The 13,368-nt window shown below is 71.0% G+C and carries 14 protein-coding genes; 8 read left to right on the forward strand and 6 right to left on the reverse strand.

Annotation, left to right across the window (positions count from 1 at the left end):
- The first annotated feature begins 185 nt into the window (after window positions 1–185).
- The 3 genes from CP981_RS15465 to CP981_RS15475 all read left to right on the forward strand — a co-directional run bounded on the left by CP981_RS15465 (window position 186) and on the right by CP981_RS15475 (window position 2,855).
- Entirely contained in the window at window positions 186–1,649 is a 1,464-nt protein-coding gene (locus CP981_RS15465; protein WP_085927943.1) for an LCP family protein, read from the forward strand.
- Between the two features lie 100 nt (window positions 1,650–1,749).
- Window positions 1,750–2,208 carry a hypothetical protein gene (locus CP981_RS15470; RefSeq protein ID WP_085927944.1) on the forward strand — a complete coding sequence of 153 codons (459 nt, stop codon included), beginning with the start codon at window positions 1,750–1,752 and terminating at the stop codon, window positions 2,206–2,208.
- 65 nt (window positions 2,209–2,273) lie between these two features.
- Window positions 2,274–2,855 (forward strand): VanZ family protein, encoded by a 582-nt coding sequence (locus CP981_RS15475; RefSeq protein WP_085927945.1) that lies wholly within the window; start codon window positions 2,274–2,276, stop codon window positions 2,853–2,855.
- Here the strand turns inward: CP981_RS15475 and CP981_RS15480 are convergent.
- Entirely contained in the window at window positions 2,806–3,360 is a 555-nt protein-coding gene (locus CP981_RS15480) for an acyl-CoA thioesterase (RefSeq protein ID WP_085927946.1), read from the reverse strand. The genes CP981_RS15475 and CP981_RS15480 overlap by 50 nt on opposite strands.
- Window positions 3,361–3,632: 272 nt before the next feature.
- Here CP981_RS15480 and CP981_RS15485 point away from each other — a divergent pair, with 272 nt between their 5' ends.
- The gene (locus tag CP981_RS15485; RefSeq protein ID WP_085927947.1) at window positions 3,633–4,931 is read left to right on the forward strand and encodes an LCP family protein; all 1,299 of its coding nucleotides are present in this window, start codon (window positions 3,633–3,635) and stop codon (window positions 4,929–4,931) included.
- 90 nt (window positions 4,932–5,021) lie between these two features.
- Here the strand turns inward: CP981_RS15485 and CP981_RS15490 are convergent, their stop codons facing one another.
- A complete protein-coding gene (locus tag CP981_RS15490) occupies window positions 5,022–6,197 on the reverse strand; it encodes an acyl-CoA dehydrogenase family protein (RefSeq protein WP_085927948.1) in 1,176 nt (391 codons plus the stop codon).
- Window positions 6,198–6,456: 259 nt separating this feature from the next.
- Between CP981_RS15490 and CP981_RS15495 the strand changes: the two genes are divergently transcribed.
- Complete coding sequence (locus tag CP981_RS15495; RefSeq protein WP_085927949.1) at window positions 6,457–7,797, forward strand: UDP-glucose dehydrogenase family protein; 1,341 nt, start codon at window positions 6,457–6,459, stop codon at window positions 7,795–7,797.
- A 10-nt stretch (window positions 7,798–7,807) separates the two neighbouring features.
- Here CP981_RS15495 and CP981_RS15500 read toward each other — a convergent pair whose 3' ends face one another.
- Window positions 7,808–8,362: a CGNR zinc finger domain-containing protein gene (locus CP981_RS15500; protein ID WP_167536103.1), complete on the reverse strand. Its 555-nt coding sequence runs from the start codon at window positions 8,360–8,362 to the stop codon at window positions 7,808–7,810.
- A 74-nt stretch (window positions 8,363–8,436) separates the two neighbouring features.
- Between CP981_RS15500 and CP981_RS15505 the strand changes: the two genes are divergently transcribed.
- Window positions 8,437–8,811, forward strand: a complete 375-nt coding sequence (locus tag CP981_RS15505) for a VOC family protein (RefSeq protein ID WP_085927951.1) — start codon at window positions 8,437–8,439, stop codon at window positions 8,809–8,811.
- Between the two features lie 453 nt (window positions 8,812–9,264).
- Here CP981_RS15505 and CP981_RS15510 read toward each other — a convergent pair whose 3' ends face one another.
- The 3 genes from CP981_RS15510 to CP981_RS15520 are packed head-to-tail and all read right to left on the reverse strand — an operon-like array spanning window position 9,265 to window position 12,079.
- On the reverse strand, window positions 9,265–10,401 hold the full coding sequence (locus CP981_RS15510) for a dipeptidase (RefSeq protein WP_085926364.1): 1,137 nt from the start codon (window positions 10,399–10,401) through the stop codon (window positions 9,265–9,267).
- Complete coding sequence (gene purE, locus CP981_RS15515) at window positions 10,398–10,964, reverse strand: 5-(carboxyamino)imidazole ribonucleotide mutase (protein WP_085926363.1); 567 nt, start codon at window positions 10,962–10,964, stop codon at window positions 10,398–10,400. The genes CP981_RS15510 and purE overlap by 4 nt, the downstream gene beginning before the upstream one ends.
- A complete protein-coding gene (locus CP981_RS15520; protein ID WP_244330043.1) occupies window positions 10,961–12,079 on the reverse strand; it encodes a 5-(carboxyamino)imidazole ribonucleotide synthase in 1,119 nt (372 codons plus the stop codon). Before CP981_RS15520 ends, purE begins: the two co-directional genes overlap by 4 nt.
- 186 nt (window positions 12,080–12,265) lie before the next feature.
- On the opposite strand from CP981_RS15520, the gene CP981_RS15525 reads away from it, so the two are divergent.
- Window positions 12,266–12,691 carry a hypothetical protein gene (locus CP981_RS15525; protein ID WP_244329663.1) on the forward strand — a complete coding sequence of 142 codons (426 nt, stop codon included), beginning with the start codon at window positions 12,266–12,268 and terminating at the stop codon, window positions 12,689–12,691.
- Between the two features lie 137 nt (window positions 12,692–12,828).
- On the forward strand, window positions 12,829–13,338 hold the full coding sequence (locus tag CP981_RS15530; RefSeq protein WP_085926360.1) for a GtrA family protein: 510 nt from the start codon (window positions 12,829–12,831) through the stop codon (window positions 13,336–13,338).
- Window positions 13,339–13,368: the final 30 nt, after the last annotated feature.

A 13,368-nucleotide genomic window follows, 5' to 3' on the forward strand; every position in this document is an offset into this window, starting at 1 on the left:
CCGGACGCAGCCGGGTGGCCGGATGCCGGATACCCGGCGTGTGGTGCTTTGCGGCCGATCATATGGACCTACGGTGTCCTCGTCCGATTGATACCGGCTTGCCCCGCTCCCCTGCTGCCCCGTTCCCGTGCGGCCCGCTCCCCGCCGGGCCCCGCTCACGCCGTCCAGCCGCGGAGGTGTCCCCCGTGACCGCGCCGTTCCGCTCCCCCCGTCCGGCCCGGCGCCGGGCCGCCCGGCCTGTTACGCGCCGGCGCCCGCCGGGCACGCGCTGGGGGCTGCGGATCGGCGCCGTCGTGTCCGTGCTGCTGCTGGCGGCGAGCGGCGTCGGGCACGCCGTGGTCACCGGGGTGGAGAGCGGCATCGGCCGGGTGGACGCCTTCAAGGGCATGAGCAACCGGCCCGGAGGCGGCGACGGGCTGAACTTCCTGGTCGTCGGCACGGACGGGCGCGACCGGCTCACCGCGGCGGAGAAGCAGAAGTACCACCTGGGCGGAGCGCCCTGTCACTGCACCGACACCCTGATGCTGGTGCACCTCTCCGCCGACCGGGACCGCGCCAGCGTGATCAGCCTGCCCCGCGACTCCTACGCCGAGGTCCCCGCGCACACGGACGCCGTCACCGGCCGCCGGCGCGCCGAGCACCCCATCAAGCTGAACGCGGCCTATGCCGAGGGCGGCCCCAGCCTCACCGTGCGGACCGTCGAGCACATGACGGGGGTGCATATCGACCACTACCTGGAGGTCGACTTCACCAGCTTCATGCGCAGCGTGGACGCGGTCGGCGGGGTGGAGATCTGCACGGTACGGCCGCTGCGCGACAGCTTCACGGGGCTGGATCTGCCGGTCGGCAAGTCGCGGCTCAACGGCGGCCAGGCGCTTCAGTACGTGCGCTCGCGGCATGTCGACGGCTCCGCCGACCTCGGCCGGATACAGCGCCAGCAGCGCTTCCTGGCCGCTCTCATCCACAAGATCACCTCCTCCGGAGTGCTGATGAACCCCATCCGCTTCAGGGACGTCGCCGACACGATGCTCCGGTCCGTACGGGCCGATTCGGGCTTCGGGGCCAACGACCTGGTCGACCTCGGGCAGGCGATGCGCGGTTTCACCCCGTCGTCCTCGGAGTTCACGTCCGTGCCGCTGGGTGATGTGGCCCAGCCGGTGCCGGGCGTCGGCTCGACCGTGCGCTGGGACCCGGTGCAGGCGCCGAAGCTGTTCCGGGCGATCCGCGAGGACCAGCCGATCACGGTGCCCCGGGACCGGGACGAGCCGCGGGCCAGGGTCGTGGACATCCCGCCGGGCCAGGTCCAGGTGCGGGTCGACAACGGCAGCGACCGGACCGGCCTCGCCGCCACGGTGGCGGAGGAGCTGCGCGCCAGCGGCTTCGCCACGACCGGCGTGCCGGGCAACGCCGCCCACGGCAAGGTGCCCCGGACCGTCATCGTCTACGACCCGCGCTGGGACCGCTCGGCCCGCTCGCTGGCCGCCGCGCTGCCCGGCACGGAGCTACGGCCGGCGGCCGGGCGGGGTCCGGTGATGCAGGTGACGGTGGGCCGGAGCCAGGGGGCGGTGCAGCGGGTACGGGCCGAGGAGCCGCCGCAGAAGCCGGGCCGGATCTCGGCGATCACCGGGGACGAGGCGGTGTGCCCATGAGCGAGCGGAGCAGGAGGGTTCCCCCTTCCGGCGGCCGGGGGATCATCGCCAAAGGGTGCGTGCCTCGCGCCTGCGGGGCCGAGCGAAGCGAGGGTTCGGCATGAGTGTCCCCGCGCCCCGCCGTACCGCGCCCCGGCCGCCCGTGCGCCGCCCGGACGCCCGCTGCCGCGCCCGCCGGGTCACGGTGGCCACCGCCGCGCTGTGCCTGGTCGCGGCCACCGCCGCCGCGGCGCCGCCGGCGCCTCCCGCCCCGACCGGCTGCGGGGAGCTGGTGCGCGGCCAGCTGTGTCTCCAGGGGCCGGTGGGGGCCGACGGGATGTACACCGCGACCTACCGGCGGAGCGGGTCGGCGGCCGGTCTCGACGAGATCGCCGTGCGGCTCGGCTACCAGCGCAAGAACGAGAGGATCACCGCCTTCCCCGGCTGGTTCGGCACCCGGCGGACCCAGGGCGGTGCGGTCGGGCTGAGCGGCCGGGTGGAGATGCTCGCGGAGGAGTGCATCCGGGGCGTCATGGAGCGGGGAGAGACGCTCTACGTCACAAAGTGGACCTGCGATTGAGGCCCGCGATGGGTGAGATGCACGGGATGTACGAGATGTATCGGATTTCCTGAAAGGGGCGCACTGTGTGGCAGGTTGTGCTGGGCGTCACGCCCACCACGGCGGCGCTCTGCCTGGTCCTGGCGCTGGCGGCGGCGGTGGCGCTCGCCCTGTGGACGGCGCTCGTCCCGGACAGCGGCACACCGCGCACCACGGCCCGTGCGCTGCTGGCCGGCTGGCTGCTGCTGTTCCTGCTGGCGACGCTCGCACCGAGCCAGCCGGTCGGCTCCGGGGACGCGACGGTGTGGTGGCGGCCCGGTGAGGGACTGTTCGACCTGGGCGCCCAGCTGGAGCCCGGGGAGCTGGCGATGCTGGTGCGGCGGCAGATCGCCAATGCCGCGCTGTTCGTGCCCGCACCGCTGCTGCTGCGGTTCGCCGCGCCGCGCGCGTCGGCCGCCGGGGCGTTCCTGCTGGGCGTGGGGCTGTGCCTGGTCATCGAGACGGCGCAGCTGCTGATGCGGGCCGGGCGGATCGCCGATATCGACGATGTGATCTGCGCGGCGGCCGGCACCGTCATCGGTACGGGGCTGGCGCTGGCAGCGCAGCTCGGGGTCGCCGCTATGCGTCGTCGAGGCCTTCCGCGGCGCGCCGTTCGCGCAGCTCCATGATCGCGCGACGGCGGGCGAGGCGGTGCGTCCGGCGGATCTGCGCCTCCTGGTAGCGGCGCTTGTCACGCTCGGTCTCGGGGAGCACCGGCGGCACCCGGCGCGGCTTGCCCTGCTCGTCGACGGCGGCGAAGACGAGGTAGGCGGAGCCGACCTGCTGGGCCGGGCTGGACTCGTTCCAGCGCTCGGCCAGGACCCGTACGCCGACCTCCATCGAGGAGCGCCCGGTCCAGTTGACCTGGGCGCGGACATGCACGAGGTCGCCGATCCGGACCGGTTCGAGGAAGGCCATCTCGTCCATGGAGGCGGTCACGGCCGGTCCGCCGGAGTGGCGGCCGGCCACCGCGCCCGCCGCGTCGTCGACGAGCTTCATGATCACGCCGCCGTGCACCGTTCCCAGGAGGTTCGTGTCACCCGCCGTCATGATGTGGCTGAGTGTGATGCGGGACACGGAAGTGGGCTTGCCCACCACCTCGTCCTCGGGGTTGTCGGTGACGAGTTCGGTCATGGAACCAGCCTAAGCGGCACCCGTACGGCCCCACCCCGCCCCCGTCGTGAGACTGGTCTCGCCATATGCGCAGGTCCGTGACACAGGTCTCATGGCCGCCGCCGGAATCCATCCGGAATGGTTGCTTCCATTAGTGCAGGTCGGAATGGTCATGGCCGCTTGCGGTATGCGGCGGAAGGCCGCCGTAGCTTTGCATCAGCTCTGCAACAGCAGTGGCCCGATCCGGCACCCGCCCTATGGAGCACCCCCTTATGGCGTGCACACTTCCCCGTATGAATGAGTGGCCCAACGGGTGGTCCGGCGACCAGAGCGGCAACCGGTACGGATACGGCAGTGGCAGTGCCGAGCCGGAGGGTGCGCGCGCCATGCCCCAGGTGCGGCGTGACGCAGGCCCCGGCTATCAGCGGCACGAGCCTCCGATGCCGGCGTCGATGTCCCCGCGCAGGGGGGCGTCCGTACCGCCGCAGCAGTCCCAGGGCTACGACGATTCATACGACGACGGCTACAACACCGGCCAGGTCTACGGCGGTGGCCGCGGCGGCGGTGGCGGCCACGACGACGGCTACGGCCCGGGCCGCCCCGGCCGGCCGCGCCCGCAGTGGGGCAAGCGCATCAAGTGGACGGTCATCACCCTGGTCGCGGTGCTGGCGGTCACCTCGGTCGCCACCTACTTCTGGGCCGACGGCAAGCTCCGCCGCAAGGTCGACCTGAGCAAGGTCATCGACCGCCCGGAGACCGGCGACGGCACGAACTACCTGATCGTCGGCTCGGACAGCCGCGCGGGCATGACCGCCGAGCAGAAGCGCAAGCTGCACACCGGCTCCGCCGAGGGCAAGCGCACCGACTCGATGATGATCCTGCACGACGGCAGCAACGGCCCGACGCTGATATCCCTGCCGCGTGACTCGGACGTGGAGATACCCACGTACATCGGCTCGGACTCCGGCAAGAAGTACCCGGGCACCGGGCGGCACACCAAGCTCAACGCGGCCTATGCCGAGGACGGCCCGGAGCTGCTGGTGCGCACCATCGAGTACAACACCAAGCTGCACATCGACCACTACGTCGAGATCGGCTTCGCCGGCTTCGCCAACATCGTGGACGCCATCGGCGGGGTCGAGATGGACCTCCCCAAGGCGATCAAGGACAAGGACTCCGGCGCCGACTTCCCGGCCGGCAAGCAGACCCTCAACGGCCAGCAGGCGCTCGCCTACGTCCGCACCCGGCACGCCTTCGCCCAGCAGGACCTGGACCGGACGAAGAACCAGCAGAAGTTCCTGGCGACGCTGGCGAGCCAGACCGCCACCCCCGCCACGGTCCTCAACCCCTTCAAGCTCTACCCGACGATGAGCGCCGGCCTGGACACGCTCGTCGTCGACAAGGACATGGGCCTGTGGTCCCTGGGCAACATGTTCTTCGCGATGAAGGGCGTCACCGGCGGCGAGGGCAAGTCCATGAACATGCCGGTCTCCGGCAGCAACGGCGGCAACCTGGTCTGGGACAAGACCAAGCTCCGCCAGCTGGTGCAGCAGCTCAACAACGACGAGAAGGTCACGGTCAGCAGCAACTGACGCGGCCGACCGCGGAGACTGCGGAGACTGCAAAGACAAAGGGGCCCCGGACCGCCGTTGCGGTCCGGGGCCCTCTGCTTGTCCGTGCGGCTACTGCGGCAGGTTGCGCGCCATCACGATCCGCTGGACCTGGTTGGTGCCCTCGTAGATCTGGGTGATCTTGGCGTCCCGCATCATCCGCTCGACCGGGTAGTCACGGGTGTAGCCGTAGCCGCCGAGCAGCTGGACGGCGTCCGTGGTGATCTCCATGGCCGCGTCCGAGGCGTAGCACTTGGCCGCCGCGCCGAAGAACGTCAGGTCCTCGCCCTTGCCGCCGGCCGATATCCGCTCGGAGCGGGCGGCCGCGGCGTAGGTCAGCTGGCGGGCCGCCTCCACCTTCATGGCCATGTCGGCGAGCATGAACTGCACGCCCTGGAAGTCACCGATCGGCTTGCCGAACTGCTTGCGCTCCTGGACGTAGCCCTTGGCGTAGTCCAGGGCGCCCTGGGCGATGCCGAGCGCCTGGGCCGCGATGGTGATGCGGGTGTGGTCCAGGGTCTTCATGGCGGTGGCGAAGCCGGTGCCCTCCGCGCCGATCATGCGGTCGGCGGGGATCCGGACGTTGTCGAGGTAGACCTCGCGGGTCGGGGAGCCCTTGATGCCGAGCTTCTTCTCCGGGGCGCCGAAGGAGACGCCCTCGTCGCCCTTCTCGACGACGAAGGCCGAGATGCCCTTGGAGCGCTTCTCCGGGTCGGTGACGGCCATCACCGTGTAGTACTCGCTGACGCCGGCGTTGGTGATCCAGCGCTTGACGCCGTTGAGGATGTAGTGGTCACCGTCGCGGACGGCCTTGGTCTTCATCCCGGCCGCGTCCGAACCGGCGTCCGGCTCGCTCAGGCAGTACGAGAACATCGCGTCGCCCTTGGCCAGCGGGCCCAGGTACTTCGCCTTCAGCTCCTCGGAGCCGGAGAGGATCACCGGCAGCGAGCCGAGCTTGTTGACCGCCGGGATGAGGGAGGACGACGCACAGACGCGGGCGACCTCCTCGATGACGATGACGGTCGCCAGCGCGTCGGCACCGGCCCCGCCGTAGGTCTCCGGTACGTGGACGGCGTGCAGGTCGTTGGCGACCAGCGCGTCGAGCGCCTCCTGCGGGAAGCGGGCCTCCTCGTCCACCGCGGCGGCGAACGGCGCGATCTTCGCCTCGGCGAGCGAGCGCACCGACTCGCGGAGCATGTCGTGCTCCTCGGATGGCCGGTACAGATCGAAATCAGCGGTTCCCGCCAAGGTTTCTCACTCCCCTGTGAGCTGAACTACTAGTGCTAACTACCGTTAAGTAACCCGTATTCCTCTCCGGATTCTAGGCGCCGATCCCGGCTGCGGATACGTGAGGTTGCCGACAGTTACCCACGCAGCCCGGAAGCGGCTGGAGTAGGCCATTCCCCTCCCGACTATGCTCGGTCAGCGCCGTTTTCCGCCCACCCGTCGCCGACCACCGCCCCTCAACGCCGGCGCTCCGCGCCACACCTGCCTGTTTGGAGCATCCATGCCCCTCAAGATCACCGTGATCGGCACCGGCTACCTCGGCGCCACCCACGCCGCGGCCATGGCCGAGCTGGGCTTCGAGGTGCTGGGTCTCGACGTGGTCCCCGAGAAGATCGAGATGCTGCAGCGGGGCGAGGTCCCGATGTACGAGCCCGGTCTGGAGGATCTGCTGCGCCGCCATGTCGCCGGGATCGAGGGGTCCAGCGGCCGGCTGCGCTTCACCACCTCCTACGAGGAGGCCGGGGCCTTCGGCGATGTGCACTTCGTCTGTGTGAACACCCCGCAGAAGCACGGTGAGTACGCCTGCGACATGTCGTACGTGGACAGCGCGTTCGACGCGCTGGCACCGCATCTGACCCGGCCCACGCTGGTGGTCGGCAAGTCCACGGTGCCGGTGGGCAGCGCGGCCCGGCTCGCCGTACGGCTGGCCGCGGCCGCCCCCGCGGGCGAGGCCGCCGAGCTGGCCTGGAACCCGGAGTTCCTGCGCGAGGGCTTCGCCGTCAAGGACACCCTGCACCCCGACCGGATCGTCGCCGGTGTGGCCGGGGAGCGGGCCGAGGAACTGCTGCGGGAGGTGTACGCCAAGCCGATCTCCGAGGGCTCGCCGTTCATCGTCATGGACTACCCGACGTCCGAGCTGGTGAAGACCTCCGCCAACTCCTTCCTGGCGACCAAGATCTCCTTCATCAACGCGATGGCGGAGGTCTGCGAGGCGGCCGACGGCGATGTGGTGAAGCTGGCCGAGGCCATCGGGCACGACGACCGGATCGGCAAGAAGTTCCTCCGGGCCGGTATCGGCTTCGGCGGCGGCTGCCTGCCCAAGGACCTGCGGGCGTTCATGGCCCGCGCCGGGGAGCTGGGCGCCGACCAGGCCCTGACCTTCCTCCGCGAGATCGACTCCATCAACATGCGGCGCCGCGGCCACATGGTCGAGCTGACCCGGGACGCGGTCGGCGGCGGCTTCCTCGGCAAGCGGGTCGCCGTACTGGGCGCGACCTTCAAGCCGGACTCGGACGACGTCCGCGACTCCCCCGCGCTCAATGTCGCCGGCCAGATCCACCTCCAGGGCGGCCAGGTCACCGTCTACGACCCCAAGGGCATGGAGAACGCCCGGCGGCTCTTCCCGACGCTGGCGTACGCGGACACCGCGCTGGAGGCGGTGCGCGGCGCGGATGTGGTGCTGCATCTGACGGAGTGGCGCGAGTTCCGGGAGCTGGACCCGGCGGCCCTGGGCGAGGTGGCCGCCGAGCGCCGCATCCTGGACGGCCGGAACGCCCTGGACCCGGCGCTGTGGCGCAAGGCCGGCTGGACGTACCGCGCACTGGGCCGCCCCCAGGCGTAAGCGCCCCCGCCTATCCGGACTCCGCGCGCCGGGCGCGGTAGGTCCGCATCTTCGCCCGGCTGCCGCAGACCGCCATGGTGCACCAGCGGCTGCGGCCGGCCGGGCTCCGGTCGTAGAAGACCCAGCGGCAGTCATGGGCCTCACAGGCCTTGAGCCGCGTCCAGGTGCCGTCCGCGACCGCGGCCGCGATGCCCGCCGCGACCTTGGCGGTGAACTGCCCGGCGCCACCGAGCCCCGGGGCCGGCCGCAGCGCGGCGCCCCCCTCGGGACGCACCGCCAGCACCAGCGGCGCGGCGGCGAACAGCCGCTCCAGCGTCCGGGCCGTCCCCTCCGGTACGCCGGTGCCGGCGGTATGCGCCAGACACACCTCCCGGAGCGCCTCCCGCAGCGCCTGAAGCGTCTCCAACTCCCCTTCGCCCGGCCCGGGTTCGGACACCCCGTACGCACGCAGAAGGGCGCCGGGGCCGCCGTCCGCGCTCAGCGCGTCCGCACCGGTCTCGATGTCGAGGGTGTTCACCAGATCCTGCACACACCGCAGGGAATCCGGAGCTGTTCGGGATGCCACCCTTGCCACGTTACCGATACCCGGCCATCATGCGGTAACGAAGTTACCGGTTGAGTGGATGAGGAGGTAACGCCATGGGTTTGATCAAACTAGGCGTCGTCGCAGTGGACTGCCCCGACGCCCGGGGGCTCGCCAACTTCTACGCCCAGGTGCTCGACTGGCAGGTGACCGGGGGCGACGACGAGTGGATCGAAATCGCCGGCCCCACCGGCCGCACCCTCGCCTTCCAGCAGGTGCCGGAGGCGGACTACCGTCCGCCGCAGTGGCCCGGCCAGGAGATGCCGCAGCAGTTCCATCTCGACTTCGACGTCCGCCGCGCGGACATCGACGAGGCCGAGCGCAAGGTGCTCGCCCTCGGGGCGAAGCGAGTCCAGGGGGACGCGGAGGGTCGCGACTGGCGGGTGTATCTGGACCCGGCGGGTCACCCGTTCTGCCTTTGCCTCAAGTAGGCGTTCCGCTGCGCTTTGTCTTCGGCCCACGTTTTCGGCTTTCCCGCCGTGGTGGTTGCTCGCCGTTTGTGGCCCGCTTGCGCGGTGCGTTTCGCTGCGCTTTGCCTCGGTCGATGTTTTCGGCTTGCTCGCCGTTGCGCCTGCGGCGGGCGTTGCCGCTGCGCGGGGCTGTTGGGGTGCGGTGACGGGCCTGCGCGGGTGGGGGTGCATGTCGGTGGTCCGGTGTGCGCCTTGTCGGTCGCAGTGAACTGGCTACGAATGGCCAGCCCCCACCCACCGTCACTCACTCCCCCAACGGGAGGGGACGGGCCGGAGGGGCCGGTGTGTGGGACGTAAAGCGAAGCAGTCCCACACACCGGCCCCGGAGGTCCGTCACCGCACCCACAAACCACCTGGCCCGCCGCAGGCGCAACGGCGAGGTCCCAGACGACGGGAAAGCCGAAAACGTGGGAATCAGCCGAAGGCTACCGCTTCCGCCGCCCGCAGCACCCGCACCGCGTTGCGCCAAGTCAGCTTGGCCAAGTCCTCCTCGGACCACTTACGGTCCAAGAGTTCGGCGATCAAGTTCGGGTAGCCCGCGACATCCGCCAGGCCGTCCGGCGTGAACGCCGTGCCGTCGAAGTCGCCGCCGATGCCGAGGTGGTCGACGCCGGCGACCTCCCGCATGTGGTCGAGGTGGTCCGCGACGGTCGCCGCGGTGGCCTTCGGGCGGGGATTGGCCGCCTCGAAGGCCCGCTGGACGGTCATGCCCGCCGCGGTGGTGTCGAGGTGATGCAGCCCGTGCGCGCGCATGTTCTCGTCGGCGCGCAGCGTCCACTCGCCGGCCGCGGGCAGCACGAACTTCGGCACGAAGGTGGCCATCGCGACCCCGCCGTTGGCGGGCAGCTGGGCGAGCACGTCGTCGGGGATGTTGCGCGGATGGTCGCAGACCGCACGCGCGGAGGAGTGCGAGAAGATCACCGGCGCGGTGCTGACGCGCAGCGCGTCCCGCATCGTGTCGGCCGAGACGTGCGAGAGGTCGACCAGCATCCCGCAGCGGTTCATCTCCCGGACGACCTCCTCGCCGAAGGGCGAGAGACCGTGGTGGCGCGGCTCGTCGGTCGCGGAGTCCGCCCAGTCGATGGTGTCGTTGTGGGTGAGCGTCATGTAGCGCACGCCCAGCTCGTAGAGCGCGCGCAGGGTGCCCAGCGAGTTGTTGATGGAGTGGCCGCCCTCGGCGCCCATGAGGGAGGCGATCCGGCCTTCCGCGCGGGCCGCCTCCATGTCGTCGGCGGTGCGGGCGAGCCGCAGCGCGTCGGGGTAGCGGGCGACCAGCTGCCGGACCACGTCGATCTGTTCGAGGGTGGCGGTGACGGCCTTGTCGCCCGCGTAGTCGGAGCGGACGTAGACCGACCAGAACTGTGCGCCGACGCCGCCGGCCCGCAGCCGCGGCAGATCGGTGTGCAGATGCGCGGACTGGTCGGTGGCGATATCGCGCTGGTCGAGGTCGTAGCTGACCTGTTCGCGCAGTGCCCAGGGCAGGTCGTTGTGACCGTCGACGACGGGCCAGCGGGCGAGCAGGTCCCGTGCCGCCTCCTGGGAGGAGCTCACTTGGCGCCGCCGAAGCCGAACCCGTTCGGGGTGGTGACCTTGCTGCGCAGCCGCTTGCCCTTCTCGGTGGCCTGGTCGTTCAGCTCCTGCTGGAACTCCCGCATCCGGCCCATGAGTTCGGCGTCCTGGGTGGCGAGGATCCGGGCGGCCAGCAGCCCGGCGTTACGGGCTCCGCCGACCGAGACGGTGGCCACCGGCACGCCGGCCGGCATCTGGACGATGGAGAGGAGGGAGTCCATGCCGTCCAGGTACTTCAGCGGGACGGGGACGCCGATGACCGGCAGCGGGGTGACCGAGGCGAGCATCCCGGGGAGGTGGGCCGCGCCCCCGGCGCCCGCGATGATCGCCTTCAGGCCGCGCTCGGCCGCCTCCTCGCCGTACGCGATCATCTCGCGCGGCATCCGGTGCGCGGAGACGACATCGACCTCGTAGGGGATCTCGAACTCGGCGAGGGCCTGGGCGGCGGCCTCCATGACGGGCCAGTCGGAGTCGGAGCCCATGACGATGCCGACCACGGGGGACGGGTCGGCGGGGCGGGTCTCGGGCGAGGGGCTGGAGGTCATTCGGTGATCGTTCCTCGCAGGTAGCCGGCGGCATGAGCGGCGCGCTCGCGCACGTCGGCCAGGTCGTCGCCGTAGGTGTTGACGTGTCCGACCTTGCGGCCGGGCTTCACATCCTTGCCGTACATATGGATCTTCAACTGCGGGTCCCGCGCCATGCAATGCAGGTACGCGTAATACATGTCGGGGTAGTCGCCGCCGAGGACGTTGGCCATCACCGTCCAGCGGGCGCGCGGGCGCGGATCGCCGAGCGGGAGGTCGAGCACGGCCCGGACGTGGTTGGCGAACTGCGAGGTGATCGCGCCGTCCTGGGTCCAGTGGCCGGAGTTGTGCGGGCGCATGGCGAGCTCGTTGACGAGGATCCGGCCGTCGGCGGTCTCGAAGAGCTCGACGGCCAGATGACCGACGACTCCCAGCTCCTGGGCGATGCGCAACGCCAGCTCCTGGGCCTGGCCGGCCAGCTCCGAGTCGAGGCCGGGGGCGGGCGCGATCACGGTGTCGCAGACGCCGTCGACCTGGATGGACTCCACGACCGGGTAGGCAACGGCCTGGCCGTGCGGGGAACGGACGATGTTGGCCGCCAGCTCGCGGACGAAATCGACCTTTTCCTCCGCGAGGACGGGCACCCCGGCACGGAACGGCTCGGCGGCGTCCTTGGAGGATCGTACGACCCAGACCCCCTTGCCGTCATAGCCGCCGCGGACGGTCTTGAGGATCACCGGAAACCCGTCCCCCTCGGCCGCGAAGCGCTCCACGTCCGCAGGGTCGGAGACGATGCGGTGCCGTGGGCAGGGCACGTCGATCGCGTCCAGCTTCGCCCGCATCACCCCCTTGTCCTGGGCGTGCACCAGCGCGTCGGGACCGGGCCGGACGGGGATGCCGTCGGCCTCCAGAGCCCGCAAATGCTCGGCGGGAACGTGCTCGTGATCGAAGGTGATCACATCGCAGCCACGGGCGAAGGCGCGCAGCGTGTCCAGATCGCGGTAGTCGCCAATGACGACATCACCGACCACCTGAGCCGCGGAATCCTGCGGAGTGTCGCTGAGGAGCTTGAACTTGATGCCGAGGGGGATACCCGCCTCGTGGGTCATACGGGCGAGCTGACCGCCGCCGACCATGCCGACTACCGGGAACGTCACGCCCCCCAGGGTATCCGCCCGGCTCCGCTGCCCCGATACCGGCTTGGATGATCCTCTGAGTTCGCGCGTTCGAAGCGGGCCGATGGAAGATCGACACCGGCCCCGGCGCCCGTGCCGGGGTGCGGGACCGGCGCCCGGAGCGGGCCCGGCACAAGGGGAGGCCGGATGGAGCACAGCGGCATATCGAGGGGCACCAGGACGCTGGTGATCGTCGTCGCGATCACCGCGCTGCTGATCGCCCTGCACTCCGTTTTCAGCCAGTTGTCCGCGCCGGAGGTCTATGACGCGGACGACACCGAGATCGTGGTCTCCCCCGGTGACCGCTTCAGCGTGCGGGTCACCGACGACGCCGCCGGCGGCTACCGCTGGATCATCGCCGAGCCGCGCCCCGACCCGGCCGTCCTCAAAGCCACCGGCGGACACCTGGCCACCGGCGGCCCGCCGCCCGCCGGGCCCGCCCGCTACCTGGCCTTCGAGGCCGTCCGCGCGGGCCGTACGGACTTACGGCTGCTGCGCTGCCGACGCTGCGGCCCCGGCGCGGCCGACGAAGCGGGCGCCCGGAGCCTCAATTTCCGTGTCACCGTCGGCTGACCCGGCCGGCCCTTCTGGGGTTGCCCGCGCCCCCGTCGTGTGGCAGGCACTCGCCTCGGGGCGTGGTTAGCATGAGGGAGCGGACCCGGGTTGACGGCCCGCGGAGACCGCATACGACGGGGAGCTGAACGATCACCATGAGTGAACGGAGCGCACTGCGGTCGCGGCTGGAGGCGCTCACTCGTGAACTGGTGAAGTTCGGCGCGGTCGGCGGCGCGGGGGTCGTGGTCAACTTCGCGGTGTTCAACCTCGTACGGCAGCTGACCGAGGTGCCCGTCGTCCGGGCCAGCATCATCGCGACGGTCGTGGCGACCGGCACCAACTACCTCGGCTACCGCTACTTCACCTACCGCGACCGCGACAAGCGGGGCCGCACCAAGGAGCTGACGCTCTTCCTGCTGTTCAGCGCGATCGGCCTGGTGATCGAGAACGGCCTGCTCTACGTCGCGACCTACGGCTTCCACTGGGACAGCCCGCTCCAGAACAACGTCTTCAAGTTCCTCGGCATCGGCGTCGCCACGCTCTTCCGCTTCTGGTCCTACCGCACCTGGGTCTTCCGTACGCTGCCCGCGCGCGAGGCCATAGAGACGGCCGAGTCCTTCCTCGCCGACGGCTCCCGGCGCCCGCGCAGTTCCTCCCGCAAGTAGCCCGGCGCGCTCCGGCCCGGCCGCGCGCGC

Origin of the sequence: Streptomyces platensis (genome assembly GCF_008704855.1) — a bacterium.
In the GTDB taxonomy this organism is placed as follows: Bacteria; Actinomycetota; Actinomycetes; order Streptomycetales; family Streptomycetaceae; genus Streptomyces; species Streptomyces platensis.